This window comes from Mycobacterium sp. E2497 (assembly GCF_001668695.1).
Classification (GTDB): Bacteria; Actinomycetota; Actinomycetes; order Mycobacteriales; family Mycobacteriaceae; genus Mycobacterium.
The window spans coordinates 1-16,843 of the sequence record NZ_LZKD01000116.1; the positions used below are offsets into that span (position 1 = coordinate 1).

Sequence of the window (16,843 nt, forward strand, 5' to 3'; positions counted from 1 at the left end):
CCCGAATGGGACTCGATCACCCGGCCACGCATCCCGCCCGAACTGGCCGACGTCTACGACCGCAACCTCGACGCCCGGCGCCAGCTGCAGGCTATGACGCCCGCGAAAGACACGCTTCCCGCGTGGCGGATCGACCCCCCGGTCCCGGCCGACGAGCTGATGAACGACTACCACGCGGCGGAAGCCGAGACCGGCGTCGGCTGGAACTACCTGGCCGCGATCAACTTCGTCGAGACCCGCTTCGGCAGCATCAACGGGGTCAGCACGGCCGGCGCCCAAGGGCCCATGCAGTTCTTGCCGTCGACCTTCGCCACCTACGGCCAGGGCGGCGACATCAACTCGCCCCGCGACAGCATCATGGCGGCGGGCCGGTTCCTCGCCGCCAACGGCTTCGCCAACGACCCCGCTCGCGCCATCTACGGCTACAACCACGCGCACCAATACGTCGGTGCGGTCGACCAATACGCCGCATTGATCGCCGCCGATCCGGCCGCGTTCCCCACCTACTACCGCTGGGACGTCTATTACGTCACCACCGCCGGCGACGTTCTGCTGCCCGTCGGTTACTCAGCGCCGGCCCCGATCCCCGTCGGGGACTACCTCGCCACTCACCCGCAGTAAAGACCATACGCCCGGCTGATAAGCAAGCACCGCAAGGGATTTCGCACTCAACGTCCCCGTTATGCGCCGGCGCTAGGCTCGGTCCTTCTTGCGCGCGAGGAACGCCCGCATGTGCTCTTGTGGCTCCCCGGTCAGGAACGCCAGACCGAACTGCTCGATGCTGTCCTCGATCGCCCCGTGCACCGTCATGTCGAACCACTTGTTGAGCAACCGCTTCTGCTGGCGGACCGCGTGCGGGCCGAATCCCGCGAGCCTCCCCGCGAGCGCGGCGATGCGAGAGTCAAGCGCGTCGGGAGCGACCGCCTCGTGCACCAGGCCCCACGTGACGGCCGTGCCGGCGCCGATCGTTTCGCCCGTCAGCAGGAGCCAGGCCGTGCGACGCCCCGATCAACGCCGGCATCAAGGCCGCATGGATCACCGAGGGAATTCCGACCGCCACTTCGGGCATGCCGAATTCGGCGCCGGACTCGGCGATCCGCAGATCGCAGCACATCGCGACCTCGAGCCCACCGCCCAGGCAATACCCGGCGAGCCGGGCGATGACCGGGACGGGGCATTGACGGATCGCCTCGCAAAGGCCCGCGAGCCGACGGATGAAGGCTTCGGCGCTGACGCGGTCCAGGGCGACCATCTCATGAATGTCGGCGCCGCCGATGAACGCCGCGTCCCCGGCCCCGCGCAGGACGACCACCCGAACGTCATCGTCATCACCGGCGGTGACGAACGCCCGTGTCAATTCCTCGATGGCGGCCGTGCCGACGATGTTGAGCGATTTGGAATTGATCAGCTCGACCGAGAGCACACCGCCGTCGCGGCCGACCCGAACGAACCGCTTGTCCATCGTGTTCACGCGGCCCTCACAGGTACTTCAGGGCGATGTCTTGCAGATGGGTGCGCATCGTCTGGCCGGTCGCCCTCTCCAGCTTGATGCCCAACTCGCCGGCGAGATTGACGAAACCCATCAGCAGCATGATTTCGCCGTCGGGTTCGTTGGTGACGTTCTCGACGAGCCGGCTCCATGCGAATTCATTGCCGCTGTCCGACGTCCACGCCGTCATGACCTCGATGGCTCGGCGAACGTTTTCCCGCACATCCATTCCCGGAGCCTGCCACGACCACCCGCCGACCGCCCGCCGACGGGCGCACCGCGGCTGTAGCGGCTGCGTGCCTCGGCGGCCCGTTGCGGCGACCCAGTCAGGCCGGACCGTCAGTACAGCGGAACCCAGACTCCCATGTACCAGAAGCCCCAACCGCCGAACTGCCAGTTGAAGACCGGGATGGCGGTGTAGGTGTCGTACTGGAACGGCCCGAAATCGGCCTGCGCGACGGCGACGTCACGCGGCGGCCCGGACCACGGACGGTTCCAACCGCCGGGAGGCGGCGGACCGTCCCAGCCGCCCGGAGGCGGCGCGCCCACCCAGTGTGGCGGCGCGTGGCCGGGTGCCGGGCCGTCGTTCCAGCCGTGTCCTCGCGGCGGCGGCGGGGGCGGCGCGCCGTGGTCCACGACGCTGAAGCCGGTCCGCGCGTCGCCGGGCCCGCCAACTTGGGCGTTGCCGCTGACATAGGTCCCGCGCGGGACATAGGGCTGGTGCGGTGGCTGCGTGCTCGGCGGGTTGAGGGCCTGCCTGCCCTCCGGCGGCGGCGCGTTGTGTTCGCTCGCCGGCGCGTTGGATTGCCCACCCGGCGGGTTCGGCCCGTGATCGTTCGGCGCGTTGTTCGGCTGCTCGTTCGGGCCGCCCTGCTGGGGGTACTGCCCGTGCTCGTCGGGCGCCGGCGGGTTCTGCCCACCCTGCGGCGGGTTGTTCTGGCGGCCCTGCTCGTTCTGCCCGCCCTGCGGCGGGCTGCTCGGGCCGCCCTGCGGCGGGTTGTTCGGGCCCTGGCCCCCTTGGGGAGGATTGTTCTGCCCGCCCGGCGCGCCGCCGGGTCCGGCCTGCTGACCGCCCGGGCCGCTCTGCGGACCACCACCGCCGCCGCCGGGAGCGCCACCACCACCACCTCCGTGGCAGTTCGGGCACGGCGGGGGCGGGCCGAGCGGAGCCGCGAAGGCCGAACCGGCGTTCAATGTGATCGCGGAGATACTCAGGCCCGCCGCGAGCGCCGCCGCGCTGACAACACGTTTCATTGACATAGCTGCGTCCCCTCTTGGGTGTGGATCGCCTGCACTAGGGGCAGGTGACGTCCAACTCGAATGACTTGGTCACCTGCTGCGGTTGTTGCGGGTTGCTCATGTCGAGCCCGGTTGCGGTGCCCTTGATCGCATAGGTTTTCCCGTTCACCGCGGCTCCGGCGTTGCCGCCCTGGTTGGGACCGGCGTCGGAGAAGCCGAGGGTGATGCCGTTGACGCTGCCGAGCCCGACCGAGTGAACGATGGGCGGGTTGGCGTTGCTGACCACCGCGCCGACACCGGCTGTGGAGTCACCGATGCCGATGTTGGTGTTGTCGCCCGCCGGGGCGCAGGTGACCTGGCCGCTGACGTTCTGCGCCTGACCGTCCACGATGACCTGCGGGCCGGCCGCCGACGGCGACGACGAGGACGAGGACCCGGTGGTTGACTTGTTACTCGAACAGCCGGCGCAGGCGGCGGCCACCACGGCTACGCCCGCCATGCCGACGACGAACCCACGCTTCACCACTGCTCTCCTTCGTGTCGCTGGTTCCGCACTGCCAACTCGTTGGCCTGGTCGACTCCGCGAGCCCACGCCGAACCTGCAGCACTGACGCCCGCAAAGCCGCGAGCCGGGTACCCGCTGCCGGTGAAAGAGAAACGCGGTGTCGCGATGCCGCACGCTACGGCAGAACGCGCAACCCCCACTTGCCCAGTAGCGGATCGACGAGTACGAAGTCGGTGGTGTTGTCGTCGCCCTCGGGCGAAGACATCAACAAACCCACCGCACTCACGGTGCCGTCATCGTTCTTCACGAAACCGGGGCTGCCGCTGTCCCCGTTGAGGCTGAACACGCTGGCTGTGACAACGCCACCTTCGACATGCTTGACGACCCCACAGGTCTCGCCGGTGACCGCACCGATCTTGCAGAACGGCACACCCTCCCGAATTTGGTCGCCGTTCAACACATCCCGGACCACATACCTGCCGCCGACATCACCTATCGGCGCGCCGACGCCCGGATCGAGGCGGATGATCGCCGCGTCCCGCGTCTCACCCTCCTGCTCGCTGGCGCTGATCCTCCCGAGCGGTAACGAATTCCCGTACGTCCACAACGAACCGTCATGGGCGTCGCAGTGGCCGCTGGTCATCAGGTAATAGCTGCCGTCGTTACCCTTCGCCGCGAAACCCGCTGTGCACGAGTTATTTTCATCCTCAACCTTCATGCCCGGCGTCACGCCCGAATCCGCACGCGCGGGATTCGCCAACGCCATCGTGGCGACGACCACAGCGCCGACCAGGCCCAACCCTCGCAACCACCGCATGGCCACGCCACCTCTCTTGATGTATCGGGCAGCATGCTAACAGCGGGAGCGGGTTTCGGCCGCCCGGCCGTTCGGAATACGCCCGCCGGCCCGCCCGCGGCGAATTGACGTAAACGGCAAATCGATGGCGATTGCTCTGCACCGCAACAGCTTTCGCCGCGAGGCGACAAACCGATGATCAGTCGCCGACGTGGCGGGCGAGGAAGCCCAGCACGGCGTCGGCGAAGATGTCGTTGCGATCACCGGCCACCATGTGCCCCGCACCGCGCACGTCGCTGAACTCGACCTGCGGGAAGCGCGCCAGGAATTCGTCGGCGCGTTCCTGGCTGACGAGGTCACTCATCTGTCCCCGAATCAACAGCATCGGCACGCCGTCGCGCAGGATCGCGTCGACGGCCGCGTGCATGCGATCGGGGTCGGTAACCTCGAACGGCGGAAACGCGGCGGTTCCGCTGATGAACTGGGGATCCCAGTGCCAGTACCAGCGATCGCCGCGGCGGCGCAGATTCGTGGTCAGGCCGTCCAGGTCGGTGGGCCGCGGCCGGTGCGGGTTGTATTCGGCGATGGCGTCGGCGACTTCGTCAAGTGAGGCGAACCCCGATTCCACCCGGTCGGACATGAAGGCGTGGATCCGATTCGCCCCTGACTGGTCCATGTTGGGCACGATGTCGACCAACACCACCGCGCTGGCGATGCCCGGGGACAGCTCACCCGCGAGCAGCATCGACGTGAAGCCGCCCAGGGATGCGCCGACGAGCACCGGTTGCGGGGGCAGCGTGCCCAGCACTTCGCGGACGTCGCCGGCGAAGCTGACGACGCGGTAGTCGCCCGCGTCGGACCAATCGGATTCCCCGTGGCCGCGCAGGTCGACGGTGACGGCCTGCCAGCCGCGCTGCGCGACGGCGGCGGCGGCCTTGCCCCACGAACGACGCGTCTGCCCGCCACCGTGCAGGAACACCACGGCCCGCGCCTGCGGATCGCCCAGCCGGTCGGCGACGATGCGTACGCCGCCGGGACCCTGGATCGAAAACGGTTCCACTGCCATCGGCATCAGGTGATACTAAGCCGTTTCGGCGCCGACCCGGGCCCCGAAGCGGCTCCAATACGATGCAGCGGAGCGTCCTGAGGAGAAACCGATGCAGCTTGACGAATACCTGTCCTTGGATGCGACCGCGTTGGCCGAACTGGTCGAGCGCAAGCAGGTCACGGCGTCCGAACTTCTCGCACTGGCACGGCGGCGGGCGGACGCCGTCAATCCGCGGTTGAACGCGATCGTCCGCCACCTCGGCGAGGTCGCGGACAGGCGGGCCGCCGACCCGGCCCTGAGCGGACCGTTCGCCGGTGTGCCCTTCGTGATCAAAGACCTCGCGCAGGAGTATCGCGGCTTCCCGACCTCGAGCGGTTCCCGCTCGCTGGCCAACGACGTGGCCGATCGACACGCCCTGGTGACGCAGCGGTTCCTGGACGCGGGGCTGGTGATCTTCGCGATGACCAACACCCCCGAGTTCGGGGCCAAGGGCGTGACGGAATCCGATTACTGGGGGCCGGCACGTAATCCGTGGAACACCCAGCACACCCCCGGCGGCTCGTCCGGAGGTTCCGGGGCGGCGGTCGCGGCCGGGATCGTCCCGGCCGCGGGGGCCAACGACGGCGGCGGATCCATCCGCATCCCCGCCGCCTGCAACGGGCTCGTCGGCCTCAAGTTCAGCCGGGGACTTTCGCCGTACGGGCCGCAGACCGGCGAGCCGATGTTCGGGATGGTGACCCAGGGCGTCGTTTCGCGCACGGTGCGTGACAGCGCCGCGCTGTGCGACGCGATCGTCGGCCGCGATCCGTACGCGGCCTACGAAGTCGCCCTTCCGCGAGGCACTTTCGCCGACCACGTCAAGCGTCGTCCGCGCACGCTGCGGATCGGGTACTCGTGGTCTTCGGCGATCAACCCACACCCGGACCGGGAAGCCGTCGCCGCGGTGGAACGGGCGGTATCGCTCCTGAGCGGTCTGGGGCACGGGGTCGAGGAGGTTCGGCCGCCGTACGACGACGCCGCCCTCGCCCGTGACTTTCTCACCATCTGGTTCGCCCAGCTCTACCAGCACGTCGCGGACGCCAGACAGCGCACCGGCGCCGGCGACCGCGATTTCGAGGCCGACACCTTGGCCGTGAGTGAACTCGCCCGGTCCACCGGCGTGCTGGCACCGATCCTCGCGCTGGAGAACCGCAACAACCACATCCGATCCCTGGCGGGGTTCCACGAGACCTTCGATTGCTTGCTGACCCCCACCCTGGCCACGCCACCGCTCCGGGTCGGCGCGACGGCCACGCCGCGGCCCCTCCAACAGGTGGCCCGCATCGCCAGCAAGCTGCGCGCGGGAAAACTCATGGCGCTCAGCGGGATTCTCGACCAATTGGTCCAGGAGAGCCTGGGATGGGTGCCCTATACGCAGCTCGCCAACATCACCGGACGCCCCGCGATCAGCGTGCCCCTGCACTGGACCGACGACGGGCTTCCCCTCGGGGTTCAATTCGTCGGGCGCCTGGGCGCCGACGCCGACCTCCTGCAGCTGGCAGCCCAACTCGAGGACGCCGCCCCGTGGGCCCACCGGTACCCCGCGCCCGCGTGACCACCCCTATGCGTCCGGTTTGCCTTCCGACGAGTGATCGCCGCGCCACAGGCGCGAAAACCGCCGGGCGACATCGCCGAGGCGGCTCCCGGCCCATTGTGAAGCCTTGATCCTGCCGAGAGCTTGCTTTCCCTCCGCCGCGTAGTCGCTAACGGTTTCGTCGCCTTCCTCAGCGCGCATCCTCAACCTCCGATCTCGTCAAGCTGCTCGTGTCCGCGGCTGACGCTCGGACGGCTCCGACGGCGTCAAACGCTCCGGCGGTTCCGCCGGGGTTAGCCGCTCGGGTGTCTCGGCCGGCGCCAGCCGCTCGGGCGTCTCGTCGGGAGTGCCACGCTCCGGCGGCTCGATCGTGTCCATCATTTAGCACCTCCGATCGGCTCAGGGTTGCCTACCCGCCGACCCCGGGCGCCGAAACGCGGACGAACTCGGCCGCCGCGGCTTCAGGACACCGGTTCCTTGCTGGCCTTGACCGGCGCGGTGCTCGGCGGCAGCTTGAGCAGGTTGCCGCGCAGGCTCCCCCGCGCGGTGCGCACAGCCACCAGCAGCCAGGTGAACAACAGCCCGGCGTACGCGATCGCCGCGGCCACCCGGAAACCGGGCAGGTGCGTGTGGCCGGCGAGCTGCGAGGTGCCCGTGACGAACGTTCCGACCGGGAAGGTCAGGCTCCACCACGTCAGCGCGAACGGCATGCCGCGACGCAGCGTGCGCACGGTCAGCGCCGTGGCCAGCGCGATCCACAACACCGCGAAACCCCACACCGGAACTCCGTACAGGATCGCGAAGGCATTCAGGTCCTCGGCCAGCTCGGGGTTGACAGCCAGTCCCGCGCTTGCACCCAAAAGCCCTGCGGCAGTGATCGATTGGCCGAGCGGACCCAGGACGATCCACAGCGTCGGCACCCGCGCCGAGCCCGACGTGCCGTAGAGGGTCAGGCGCGCCCAGATCATCGCGATGATGTTCAGCGAAGCCAGCAACGACAGGCCGAACATCGCGTAGCAGCCGTACAGCATGGTTTCGCGTCCGGTGCCCGCCGTCATGTGCGGCAGTAGCAGCGCCCCCATGGCCGCGGTCACCATGGGCGGGACCACCGGCATCAGCCAGCCCCCGAAGGCCGCGTCGGGCTCGACGTTGTGCTGGGTGAACATCAAAAACGGGATGCTGACAGCGGTGAACAGCCCGCCCAGCGTTCCCGCCGTCCACAACACCCAGTCCAGGTCTACCGCGACGCGCTCGCCGAGCAGATCCCTTCCGACCAGCACCGCTCCCCCGCCGACCGTCATCAGCGCCATCGGGGCGGCGCCGTAGAAGTGCGCCATCTGCGGATTGCGGGCGTGCGTGCGCGCCACCGTGGGGTGGCGCAACCAGTGGCCCCCGACCAGGACGATGAGCACCACCAGCAGGACGGCGGCGATCACCCAGACCACCTGGGCGAAGGCGCGCAGTCCCACCACGTGCACAGGCAGGGCCGCGCCGGCGCTGGCCACGATCCCGGTGCCCATCACCGCGGCGAACCAGTTGGGCCCGATATTGCCCAGCACCTCGACCCGGGTCTGCGGCGATGCAGCGCCGCCGGGGTTTGCAATGGCCATAGCTGCAAAACCTACTGCGCCGAGCCGGATCGGGCTGGCCTGCCGCTTACACTCCAACGGTGATGCATCCGGCACCAACGACCAGGCGGGCCTTCGGCAGGGGTCGGCTGATCGCCGGGATTGCCGTTATGGTGGCCCTCGCCGTTCTCGCCGTACCCATCAAACAACGCTGCGGGGCGCCGGGCTTGTCGTGCGCTACGGCGGTCGACCCCCGGGGCAACGTTCACTACTACTACGAGGTGGAGCCGCTCGGTGTGTACCTCGCAGAGATCGTGACCGGCTCGAACATCACCGTGTTCTACGAGTCGGGCGAGGACCTCGTCAAAGCCGGATAGCCGTCATTTCGGCTCGATCACAAGTTCGATTCGGTCACGCCGGCCATGTGACGTCGGTGAAACCCCCGCGAGACGGTTCGCTCGGAACACGCTGGTCAGGCAGATGCTGCCGCCCCGACGGCCGGCCGGACGCTGCCGGTCGAGCGTGCCGGGAACCCGTTCTCGATTGGGGGCTTCACAGCAAGCTAACGCATACTTGACACCATGCTTGAAGCGACATCGCCGCAAACCGCCGCCGCGGTGCCCGGCGATGCGCTGGGTTTGGGCCGAGGTTTGTGATGGCCCGCTCTGGCGGTGCCCACCACCGTCATCGAGCCGTCCGTCAGCCCTCCCGATTCCGCAAGGGACTGACGCGCACCTTGGGCGCGCTGGTGTCCGTGGCGGCAGTCGGCCTGACCGGGGCGGGGTACTACGTCGCGCACGGCGCGCTGGGCGGCATCACCGTCTCGAACGCCCTGCAGCCCGACGACCCGCGCTCCAGCGGCGACAACATGAACATCCTGCTGATCGGGCTGGACTCCCGCAAAGACCAGGACGGCAACGACCTGCCCTGGTCGATTCTGAAGCACCTGCACGCGGGCGATTCCGACGACGGCGGCTACAACACCAACACCCTGATCCTGGTGCACGTCGGGGCCGACGACAAAGTCGTCGCCTTCTCGATCCCACGCGACGACTGGGTCGCCTTCAACGGGGTGCCGGGTTACAACCACATCAAGATCAAAGAGGCGTACGGCCTGACCAAGCAGTACGTCGCTAACAAGCTCGCCAACCAGGGCACCAGCACTCAGAAGGAACTCGAGACCAAGGGCCGGGAAGCCGGCCGGGCGGCGACCCTGCGTGCCGTGCGGAGCCTGACCGGCGTACCGATCGACTACTTCGCCGAGGTCAACCTGGCCGGGTTCTACGACCTGGCCCAAACCCTGGGCGGGGTGGAGGTCTGCCTCAACCACCCCGTCTACGACTCGTATTCGGGCGCCGACTTCCCGGCCGGGCGGCAGACCTTGGACGCGTCAGAGGCCCTGTCCTTTGTGCGGCAGCGCCACGGCCTGGAGAACGGGGACCTGGACCGCACCCATCGGCAGCAGGCGTTCATTTCGTCGGTCATGCAGGAGCTGCAGGCCGCGGGGACCTTCACCAATCTGGACAAGCTCAAAAGCCTGATGGCCGTGGCACGCAAGGATGTGGTGTTGTCGGCCGGTTGGGACGAGGAGATGATCCAGCGGCTCGGTTCGCTGGCCTCCAGCGGCCACGTCGAGTTCCGCACGCTGCCGGTGGTGCGCTACGACAACATCGACGGTCAGGACGTCAACATCATCGACCCGGCGGCGATCAAGGCCGAGGTGGCCACGGCGATCGGCGCCTCGCCCACAACCACAGCGCCCGCCACCACGGCCGCCAAGCCCAGTCCGTCGACCGTCGTCGATGTGATCAATGCGGGCAGCACGAGTGGGCTCGCGACCGAGGTGTCCCGCGCCCTGCAGAACCACGGCTACACGACGGGCCAGACCCGCGACCGCAACTCGGGCGAGCCTACGGCGAGCACGGTCGCGTACGGCGCCGGTGCGGAAGCCGACGCGGCGAACGTGGCCAAACTGCTCGGCCTCGACGCGCCCGGCCAGCCCGACCCCAGCGTTCAGCCCGGCCACATCAGGGTGACCGTCGATACGAATTTCTCGGTGTCCATGGTTGACGACAGCACCGACGAAACCGCGACCACCACGACGTCCACCAAGGCCAAGCCGTACTACTACAACGGCACCACGACGACCTATCCGACGCCCGATCAGGGGAAGCCGATCGGCGGCGGCGGCGTGCCGTGCGTTAACTAGCCGCGCGGCGAACCCGGGCGCAGCGGGCCGCCGCGGGTCGCCGGCTAGGCGTGCGTCCCGCCGTCGATGCGGATCTCGGTTCCGGTGATGAACGCGCCGTCCTCGGACACCAGCATGGCGATCACCCCGGCCACCACCGACGGATCGGCCATCCCGGTGCCGCTGGACTCCACCGTGGTCGGCAGAATCGGCATCAACCTTGAAAACAGCGCCCAGTCAGCGTCTTTCGGGATGTATCCGCCGGTTGCATCGGTGATCCCGGACTTGATGCTGCCGGGTGCCACGCACACCGCGCGCAGGCCGTCGCGCGCGTACTCGAGCGCCAGCGAATGCGTGAACGCCTGGATCCCGCCCTTACTCGCGGCGTATGCCGCCATATACGGGTGAGCGAAAGAGGCGGACGTCGAACTGAAGTTGACGATCGCGCTGCGCGAATTCGCCAATAATGCCGGAAGCGCTTCCCGCACAACGAGAAACGTGCCGGTCAGGTTGACGCCGACGATCTGGTTCCACAGTTCCAGCGAGGTCTGGTGGGTGTGCGCGGCGCGCAGGATGCCGGCGGCGTTGACCAACGAATCCAGGCCGCCGAGCGTTTCGACGGCCCGGCACACGCCGTCGACCACCGAATCCTCGTTGCCCACGTCCATCGGCATGGTGGTCAGACGACCGGCCGTCTCCGCCTCGTCGGCGCGGGCACGAGTGGCGCCCAGGCCGCCCTCCGCGACGTCGGAGGCCACCACCGTGGCGCCCTCGTCGAGGAGTCGCAGCGCGGTCGCCTGCCCGATGCCCGACGCGGCGCCGGTCACCAGGATCCGTTTGCCCTCGAGTCGCTTCATTGCCGCTCCCTGCTCGTCGCGTCGCTAGGGGCTCATCATTGCAAAGGACGGCCCCCGGACAAGGCAGAGTGGACGCATGGACATCGGATTTATCGGCTTGGGCAAGATGGGCCAGGGCATGGCCGCGAACCTGTTGAAGGCGGGCCACCGCGTGATCGTCTACAACCGCTCCCCCGACAAGGCGGCGACGCTTGTGCAGCAGGGCGCCGCGGCGGCGCCCGCCGTGGCGGAGGCGTGCCACGGCGAGGTGGTGTTCACCATGCTCGCCGACGACCACGCCGTCGAGGATGTGGTGTTCGGTGAGGCCGGCGTAGTCGCTTCGCTGGCTCCGGGCGCCACGCACGTCTCGTCGAGCACCATCAGTGTCGCCCTCTCGGAGCGCCTGGCGGCCGCACACGCCGAAGCCGGCCAGCGCTACGCCGCGGCACCGGTGTTCGGCAGGCCCGACGCGGCCGCGGCGGCAAAGCTTTTCGTTGTTGCGGCGGGCGAGCCGCAGGTGCTACAGGCGCTCTCCCCGCTGTTCGACGCGATCGGCCAGCGGACCTTCGTGGTATCCGAGCAGCCGCACACCGCCAACCTGGTCAAACTGAGCGGCAACTTCCTCATCGCGTCGGTGATCGAGAGTGTGAGTGAGGCCGTGGCGCTGGTCGCCAAGGCCGGGGTCGACAGGCAGCAGTACGTCGACATCCTCACGTCGACGTTGTTCGCCGCCCCCGTCTACCAGACCTACGGCGGGTTGATCGCGCGCCGGGAGTTCGAGCCGGCCGGGTTCGCCGCCGAGCTGGGCCTCAAGGACGTCCGGCTGGCGCTCGCCGCCGGGGAGCAGTTGCAGGTGCCCCTGCCGGTGGCAAGCCTGCTGCGCGACCGCTTCCTGGCCCTGGTGGCATCGGGCGGCGGGCACCTGGACTGGTCGGCGCTCGCCACGCTCGCCGACCGCGACGCCGGCCTGGCGTCAGACCACTCCCCGTAGCCCGTCGGCGCCGAACGCCGGCTCCAGCATGGCGGAGTAGTCCGGGCCGCGCCGCAGCATCAGCCCACCGTCGACGTTGATGACCTGCCCGGTGATGTAGCAGGCCGCGTCGCTGAGCAGGAACATCGCCAGGTTGGCGACGTCCTCGACCTCGCCGGGGCGGGGCAGCGGCGTGCACTCGCGGTAATCCTCGGCCACCTCCGGCAGGGCGAACACCGGCGCGACCAGATCGGTGCGGATCAGGCCCGGCCGAATGCTGTTGACCCGCACCCAGGACGGTCCGAGTTCGTCGGCGGCCAACTGCATCATGTGGTCGATGGCCGACTTGCTCACCCCATAGGCGCCGAACCAGCGATGGGTGTTGCTGGCCGCGATCGACGAGATGCCCACGAACGATCCCCCGCCACCCCGCACCAGCTCGCGCGCGACGTGCTTGAGCACGTACATGGTGCCGTTGACGTTCAGGTCGACGGTGCGCCGCCAGGCTTCTGAGTCGATCTGGGTGATCGGTCCGATCGTCTCGGAGCCACCTGCGCAATGCACCGCCCCGTGGAGTTGACCGTGCCAGGCCGTCGCGGCGTCCACCGCGCGGGCGGCCTCCTCCTCATTCGTGACGTCGGTCGGCTCGTAGCGAATGGAACCGCCGCCCGAAAGGGCCTCGATCTCGCTGACGGCCCCCGCCAACCGGTCGGGATTGCGGCCCACGATCATGACCGAGGCGCCCGCCGCGACCAGCCCGGCGGCCACGCCCTTGCCGATTCCGCTGCCACCGCCGGTGACCAGATACGTCCGGTTTTCGAAAGAAAGCTGCACGCGACGCCCTCTCAAACTCCAAACAGGTTCCAGATATCGAACCACGCAGAGAACTCGCCGCGGCAACGGGTGGCCACGTGGGACCGGCGACCGCTACGGCGTGTCGCGGCGGGCCACCTGCGTGGGCTTGGCGTTGCGCCAGTCCTCGACCTCGGGCGGCAGGCCCACCGCGTACCGGTTCTCGTTGTGGGCCGCCCAGTGCGCGTGGCCCAGTTCGTGGATGTGGAACGCGTGCCGCAACGCCTCGGTGAATCCCATTGCGTCGGAGGCGGCGTTGACCGAGTCCTTGACGAGCAGGGCCGCCATTGTGGGCCGGTCGGCGATGCGCCGGGCGAATTCCAGAGTCTTGTCCGCCAACTCGTCGACGGGGAACACCTTGGACACCATGCCCAGCCGATACGCCTCGTCGGCGTCGAGCGAGTCCCCGGTCAGCAGCAGCTCTTTGGCCTTGCGCGGACCGAATTCCCAAGGGTGGGCGTAGTATTCGACACCCGGCATGCCCAGGCGCACCGCGACCACGTCGCTGAACTTCGCGTTGTCGGCGGCCACGATCAGATCGCACGCCCAGATCAGCATCAGGCCCGCGGAGATCGCATTGCCTTGCACCTGGGCGATGGTGATCTTGCGCAAATCCCGCCAGCGGCAGGTGTTCTGAAAGAAGTAGTGCCACTCCTGCAGGTAGAGCTTCTCCACGATCGGATCGCGGGTCCCACCGTTGATGCGAAAGCTCGGAAGCTGGCTGCGCTCGGCGATCGCCAGCTCCGAACCCAGGTCGTGGCCTGCGGAGAAGTTGCGGCCGCGCGCCGCCAGGATCACCACGCGCACGGTGTCGTCGGCCTCAGCGCGCAGAAACGCCTCGTCGAGCTGGACCAGCAGGCCGCGGCTTTGCGCGTTGTGTGCCTCCGGACGGTTGAGCCAGATGCGCGCGATGCGGCCCTCGTCGAGGGTTTCGTAAGTCACCAACTCTTCGGCGTTGGCGTCGCCCGTCTGGGCACCGGCTTGCTCTGACACTGTCATTCGGCCCACCTCATTCGTCGCCAGGTCCCACGTGTTTACACATTACGGCCAGTGTGTAATCGACTCACCGCTGGGTGGGCCGACTACGGGCGATCAAGGGCGGCCGCGAGAGAGGCGGCCGCCGCCTTGAGCAGCCGCAACGAGCGGTTCAGCTCGGCGTTCTCTGCCTTCAGCCGCTCGAGTTCGACTTGGTGGTCGGCGGGCGCCGCCGGACTGTCGTGGTCGAGTAGGGCCCTCCGGGTCCGCTCATGGACGGTCTCGGTCACGGTGTTGCCGAGCTGATCTGTGACGGCCCGGATCGCCATCCTCTCCATGTCGTGCCGCCCGCGCACCGAGGCGACCGCACGCACCTCGTCGATGCGGGCCGACCCGTTGGACGCGGCGGACTTCGGCACGGCCCTCAGCGGCTGCGCGTGGCGGTAGGCTCGCGGCGCCTGGCCTGCGGCGGCGTCCGCCGCGATGGGCAAGACGGTGGCCGGTTGCTGCTGTACCCGCAAGCGCAGTTCGGCTTCCCGCCGCCCCAGCTCGTCCGCCCACTGCGCAAGCTCGGCCTCCCGCCCGGCGACCTGCGCCTCCCGATGCCGGATCTGGGCGAGTTGTTGGGGCAACGGGTTGGCCCGCTTCGCGAGCCCGCCCGCCCGCTGGGCGAGCCGCGCCTCCTGCTCGCGCACCCGGCTCTCCCAGGCGCGCACGTCGTGTTCGTACTGGACGAGGGCCGCCTCGCGCTCGGAAAGCTCGGCTTCCCGTCGGTCCAATGTGCCAGCGCGTTTGAGCAGCTCGGCGCAGCGGCTGCGGAGCTCGGTTTCCTTTTGCAGGTGCCGAGTCAGCTCTTGCTCGACCAGGTCGATGAAGATGTCGACCTCTTGCTCGTTGTAACCGCGCTTGCCGATGCGCGGACGCGAGAATGCGACATTGTGGACGTCAGCGGGGGTGAGAACCATCCTGTTTCCGAAGTCTTTGGCGTCGCGGGCCACGTAAAGCCGGGACGGTTGCCGACGAGGTTATTGCAGTTGTTCTACACGTGCGTTATTGGCGGCTGAACAGCGGTCAACTCGTTAGCTACATCAAGTCCTCACCCGCCTGCCCATCCTGCATCACCTACAGTTAAGTCATGGCTACCAAATCTGACCCTGGCGAGATCGGCGACGTCGAACCGGTCGCCGACAGCACCGCGAGCCAGGCCAGGCGGGTTGTCGCGGCGTACGCGAACGACGCCGACGAGTGCCGCGTGTTCCTGTCCATGCTCGGCATTGGGCCCGCAAAACTCGACGCGTAAATGACTCCCGGGAACGGGCACGACTCGAAGATGCCGAACTTCGGCAACTCCGACTTCGTCGTGGTCGCCAACCGGCTTCCGGTGGACCAGGAGCGGCTTCCCGACGGCACCACGGCGTGGAAGCGCAGCCCGGGCGGCCTGGTGACGGCGCTGGAGCCGCTGCTACGCCGCCGGCGCGGCGCATGGGTCGGTTGGGCCGGCATCGCCGAGGAAGAGGTCGACTTCGACGACGAGCCGATCGTGCAGGAGGACCTGGAGCTCCGCCCGGTGCGGCTCAGCGCCGACGACATCGCCCAGTACTACGAGGGGTTCTCGAACGCCACGCTGTGGCCGCTCTATCACGACGTCATCGTCAAGCCGATCTACCACCGCCAATGGTGGGAACGCTACGTCGAGGTCAACCGTCGCTTCGCGGAAGCCACCTCCCGCGCCGCCGCCCGGGGCGCCACCGTGTGGGTGCAGGACTATCAACTGCAGCTGGTTCCCAAGATGCTGCGCGAACTGCGACCCGACGTCACCATCGGCTTCTTCCTGCACATCCCCTTCCCGCCGGTGGAGCTGTTCATGCAGCTGCCCTGGCGCACCGAGATCATCGAGGGCCTGCTCGGCGCCGACCTGGTGGGCTTCCACTTGAGCGGGGGGGCGCAGAACTTCCTGTTCCTGTCCAGGCGGCTGATCGGCGTCAACACCTCCCGCGGATCGGTTGGGGTGCGCTCGCGATACGGCGAGGTCGATCTCGGGTCGCGCGTCGTCCGGGTGGGCGCGTTCCCCATCTCCATTGACTCCGGCTCGCTCGATCATGCCGCCCGCGACCGCGACATCAGGCGGCGCGCCCGGGAGATCCGGGCCGAGCTGGGCAACCCCCGCAAGGTGCTGCTCGGCGTCGACCGGCTCGACTACACCAAGGGCATCGACGTGCGGCTCAAGGCCTTCTCGGAGCTGCTCGCGGAGGGACGCGCGAAGCGCGACGACACCGTGCTGGTCCAGCTCGCCACGCCGAGCCGCGAACGCGTGGAGAGCTATCAGATTCTGCGTGACGACATCGAGCGCGAAGTGGGACACATCAACGGCGAATACGCGGAGGTCGGCCATCCGGTGGTGCACTACTTGCACCGTCCGGTCCCCCGCAACGAATTGATCGCGTTCTTCGTGGCCGCCGACGTCATGCTGGTCACCCCGCTGCGCGACGGCATGAACCTGGTGGCCAAGGAGTACGTCGCATGCCGCAGCGATCTCGGCGGCGCGCTGGTGCTGTCCGAATTCACCGGCGCCGCCGACGAACTCCGGCAGGCCTATCTGGTCAACCCGCACGACCTCGACGGCGTGAAGGACGCGATCGAGGCGGCGCTCAACCAGCCCGTCGAGGAGGGCCGGCGCCGGATGCGGTCGATGCGGCGCCAGGTCCTGGTGCACGACGTCGACCGTTGGGCGCGGTCGTTCCTGGATGCGTTGGCGGAGTCGCGTCCTCACGATGCCAACTAGGCCGCGCGAACCCATGGTGTTG

General features: G+C 68.5%; 19 protein-coding genes. 7 read left to right on the forward strand and 12 right to left on the reverse strand.

The window, feature by feature from the left end:
- Positions 1 to 621, forward strand: a 621-nt coding sequence (locus tag A5713_RS08955; RefSeq protein ID WP_231980301.1) for a lytic transglycosylase domain-containing protein, incomplete at its 5' end; no start/stop codon positions are given.
- 72 nt (positions 622 to 693) lie between these two features.
- Here A5713_RS08955 and A5713_RS29470 read toward each other — a convergent pair.
- The 7 genes from A5713_RS29470 to A5713_RS08985 all read right to left on the reverse strand — a co-directional run bounded on the left by A5713_RS29470 (position 694) and on the right by A5713_RS08985 (position 5,095).
- Complete coding sequence (locus A5713_RS29470) at positions 694 to 933, reverse strand: hypothetical protein (protein ID WP_255398355.1); 240 nt, start codon at positions 931 to 933, stop codon at positions 694 to 696.
- Positions 902 to 1,462, reverse strand: coding sequence for an enoyl-CoA hydratase-related protein (locus tag A5713_RS08960; protein ID WP_255398357.1), 561 nt, complete (start codon positions 1,460 to 1,462; stop codon positions 902 to 904). Before A5713_RS08960 ends, A5713_RS29470 begins: the two co-directional genes overlap by 32 nt.
- Before the next feature lie 16 nt (positions 1,463 to 1,478).
- Complete coding sequence (locus tag A5713_RS08965) at positions 1,479 to 1,718, reverse strand: hypothetical protein (RefSeq protein WP_067922891.1); 240 nt, start codon at positions 1,716 to 1,718, stop codon at positions 1,479 to 1,481.
- A 110-nt stretch (positions 1,719 to 1,828) separates the two neighbouring features.
- The gene (locus tag A5713_RS08970) at positions 1,829 to 2,743 is read right to left on the reverse strand and encodes an MAP_0585 family protein (protein ID WP_068094699.1); all 915 of its coding nucleotides are present in this window, start codon (positions 2,741 to 2,743) and stop codon (positions 1,829 to 1,831) included.
- 40 nt (positions 2,744 to 2,783) lie between these two features.
- Complete coding sequence (locus tag A5713_RS08975; RefSeq protein WP_068094747.1) at positions 2,784 to 3,251, reverse strand: lipoprotein LpqH; 468 nt, start codon at positions 3,249 to 3,251, stop codon at positions 2,784 to 2,786.
- Positions 3,252 to 3,408: 157 nt separating this feature from the next.
- Positions 3,409 to 4,056: a trypsin gene (locus tag A5713_RS08980; RefSeq protein WP_067922899.1), complete on the reverse strand. Its 648-nt coding sequence runs from the start codon at positions 4,054 to 4,056 to the stop codon at positions 3,409 to 3,411.
- A 172-nt stretch (positions 4,057 to 4,228) separates the two neighbouring features.
- On the reverse strand, positions 4,229 to 5,095 hold the full coding sequence (locus tag A5713_RS08985; RefSeq protein ID WP_197509202.1) for an alpha/beta fold hydrolase: 867 nt from the start codon (positions 5,093 to 5,095) through the stop codon (positions 4,229 to 4,231).
- Positions 5,096 to 5,186: 91 nt separating this feature from the next.
- Here A5713_RS08985 and A5713_RS08990 point away from each other — a divergent pair, with 91 nt between their 5' ends.
- Entirely contained in the window at positions 5,187 to 6,671 is a 1,485-nt protein-coding gene (locus tag A5713_RS08990) for an amidase (protein ID WP_068094703.1), read from the forward strand.
- Between the two features lie 440 nt (positions 6,672 to 7,111).
- Here A5713_RS08990 and A5713_RS08995 read toward each other — a convergent pair whose 3' ends face one another.
- Complete coding sequence (locus A5713_RS08995; RefSeq protein WP_068094707.1) at positions 7,112 to 8,260, reverse strand: TDT family transporter; 1,149 nt, start codon at positions 8,258 to 8,260, stop codon at positions 7,112 to 7,114.
- 62 nt (positions 8,261 to 8,322) lie between these two features.
- Here A5713_RS08995 and A5713_RS09000 point away from each other — a divergent pair, with 62 nt between their 5' ends.
- Positions 8,323 to 8,595, forward strand: a complete 273-nt coding sequence (locus A5713_RS09000; RefSeq protein WP_068094710.1) for a hypothetical protein — start codon at positions 8,323 to 8,325, stop codon at positions 8,593 to 8,595.
- Between the two features lie 278 nt (positions 8,596 to 8,873).
- Positions 8,874 to 10,427 (forward strand): LCP family protein, encoded by a 1,554-nt coding sequence (locus A5713_RS09005; protein WP_156751808.1) that lies wholly within the window; start codon positions 8,874 to 8,876, stop codon positions 10,425 to 10,427.
- 44 nt (positions 10,428 to 10,471) lie between these two features.
- On the opposite strand, the gene A5713_RS09010 is transcribed toward A5713_RS09005, so the two are convergent.
- Positions 10,472 to 11,263, reverse strand: coding sequence for an SDR family NAD(P)-dependent oxidoreductase (locus tag A5713_RS09010; protein WP_068094715.1), 792 nt, complete (start codon positions 11,261 to 11,263; stop codon positions 10,472 to 10,474).
- 76 nt (positions 11,264 to 11,339) lie between these two features.
- On the opposite strand from A5713_RS09010, the gene A5713_RS09015 reads away from it, so the two are divergent.
- On the forward strand, positions 11,340 to 12,233 hold the full coding sequence (locus A5713_RS09015; RefSeq protein ID WP_068094718.1) for an NAD(P)-dependent oxidoreductase: 894 nt from the start codon (positions 11,340 to 11,342) through the stop codon (positions 12,231 to 12,233).
- Here the strand turns inward: A5713_RS09015 and A5713_RS09020 are convergent.
- The 3 genes from A5713_RS09020 to A5713_RS28695 form a co-directional block, all read right to left on the reverse strand.
- Complete coding sequence (locus A5713_RS09020) at positions 12,216 to 13,046, reverse strand: SDR family oxidoreductase (protein ID WP_068094720.1); 831 nt, start codon at positions 13,044 to 13,046, stop codon at positions 12,216 to 12,218. The two genes, A5713_RS09015 and A5713_RS09020, sit on opposite strands and share 18 nt — an antisense overlap.
- Before the next feature lie 93 nt (positions 13,047 to 13,139).
- Positions 13,140 to 14,063, reverse strand: coding sequence for an enoyl-CoA hydratase (locus A5713_RS09025; protein WP_067922919.1), 924 nt, complete (start codon positions 14,061 to 14,063; stop codon positions 13,140 to 13,142).
- An 83-nt stretch (positions 14,064 to 14,146) separates the two neighbouring features.
- Positions 14,147 to 15,037: a DivIVA domain-containing protein gene (locus A5713_RS28695; protein ID WP_068094724.1), complete on the reverse strand. Its 891-nt coding sequence runs from the start codon at positions 15,035 to 15,037 to the stop codon at positions 14,147 to 14,149.
- A gap of 137 nt (positions 15,038 to 15,174) precedes the next feature.
- Here A5713_RS28695 and A5713_RS28240 point away from each other — a divergent pair, with 137 nt between their 5' ends.
- Both A5713_RS28240 and A5713_RS09035 read left to right on the forward strand, forming a co-directional pair.
- Positions 15,175 to 15,339 carry a hypothetical protein gene (locus tag A5713_RS28240; protein WP_102419489.1) on the forward strand — a complete coding sequence of 55 codons (165 nt, stop codon included), beginning with the start codon at positions 15,175 to 15,177 and terminating at the stop codon, positions 15,337 to 15,339.
- The gene (locus A5713_RS09035; RefSeq protein ID WP_068094727.1) at positions 15,340 to 16,821 is read left to right on the forward strand and encodes a trehalose-6-phosphate synthase; all 1,482 of its coding nucleotides are present in this window, start codon (positions 15,340 to 15,342) and stop codon (positions 16,819 to 16,821) included.
- Positions 16,822 to 16,843: the final 22 nt, after the last annotated feature.

Coding starts and splice junctions, on each gene's coding strand:
- A5713_RS09015 (WP_068094718.1), top strand. CDS start 11,340: ATGGACATCGGATTTATCGGCTTGGGCAAGATGGGCCAGGGCATGGCC.
- A5713_RS08985 (WP_197509202.1), bottom strand. CDS start 5,095: ATGGCAGTGGAACCGTTTTCGATCCAGGGTCCCGGCGGCGTACGCATC.
- A5713_RS09025 (WP_067922919.1), bottom strand. CDS start 14,063: ATGACAGTGTCAGAGCAAGCCGGTGCCCAGACGGGCGACGCCAACGCC.
- A5713_RS28240 (WP_102419489.1), top strand. CDS start 15,175: ATGGCTACCAAATCTGACCCTGGCGAGATCGGCGACGTCGAACCGGTC.
- A5713_RS09005 (WP_156751808.1), top strand. CDS start 8,874: ATGGCCCGCTCTGGCGGTGCCCACCACCGTCATCGAGCCGTCCGTCAG.
- A5713_RS08970 (WP_068094699.1), bottom strand. CDS start 2,743: ATGAAACGTGTTGTCAGCGCGGCGGCGCTCGCGGCGGGCCTGAGTATC.
- A5713_RS09010 (WP_068094715.1), bottom strand. CDS start 11,263: ATGAAGCGACTCGAGGGCAAACGGATCCTGGTGACCGGCGCCGCGTCG.
- A5713_RS08995 (WP_068094707.1), bottom strand. CDS start 8,260: ATGGCCATTGCAAACCCCGGCGGCGCTGCATCGCCGCAGACCCGGGTC.
- A5713_RS09000 (WP_068094710.1), top strand. CDS start 8,323: ATGCATCCGGCACCAACGACCAGGCGGGCCTTCGGCAGGGGTCGGCTG.
- A5713_RS08990 (WP_068094703.1), top strand. CDS start 5,187: ATGCAGCTTGACGAATACCTGTCCTTGGATGCGACCGCGTTGGCCGAA.
- A5713_RS08960 (WP_255398357.1), bottom strand. CDS start 1,462: ATGGACAAGCGGTTCGTTCGGGTCGGCCGCGACGGCGGTGTGCTCTCG.
- A5713_RS09035 (WP_068094727.1), top strand. CDS start 15,340: ATGACTCCCGGGAACGGGCACGACTCGAAGATGCCGAACTTCGGCAAC.
- A5713_RS08965 (WP_067922891.1), bottom strand. CDS start 1,718: ATGGATGTGCGGGAAAACGTTCGCCGAGCCATCGAGGTCATGACGGCG.